The organism is Glutamicibacter sp. AOP12-B1-11 (assembly GCF_052379245.1).
Classification (GTDB): domain Bacteria; phylum Actinomycetota; class Actinomycetes; order Actinomycetales; family Micrococcaceae; genus Glutamicibacter.
Map to the genome: position 1 here is coordinate 1 of NZ_JBQSYL010000098.1, position 409 is coordinate 409.

A 409-nucleotide genomic window follows, 5' to 3' on the forward strand; every position below is an offset into this window, starting at 1 on the left:
TTAGGGGTGGGTATGTTCCGTCGGTGGTGGCTAGGGTTTCCATCCAGCAGGTGGCGTTGATCGCTTGTTCGATGCCTTGCAGCGCGGTGGTAGTGGCGTGCTTGGAATCTGGGAAGTCTTTATTTAGGCTATCTCTGGTCATGACGATGCGGCCTTGTTGGTTGAGTTGTTCTAGTTGGCGGTAGAGCGTTTGAAGTTGGGTGTAGATGTGTGAGGCTTCGGTGTTCATGCTCTGCTCCTTTACCGTGAGCGGTTTCGCTGTGTGCTACGTGGTTTCGCTGTGTTTATCAGCGGCTCATTGAGATTCTATGATGAGCTGTACGTAGGTATCTCGTTCTCCATCGTTCATGTCTTCTTCGCCATGGGCTGCGCAGCAGTCGAAGGATTGCATTGCGTGTGTTTGTCAGTT

At 51.8% G+C, this 409-nt stretch carries 1 protein-coding gene; it reads right to left on the minus strand.

Annotated elements, in window-relative coordinates:
* On the minus strand, positions 1 to 229 hold a 229-nt coding region (locus ACT3UQ_RS19760), incomplete at its 3' end, for a hypothetical protein (protein ID WP_444637826.1).
* Positions 230 to 409 lie beyond the last annotated feature (180 nt).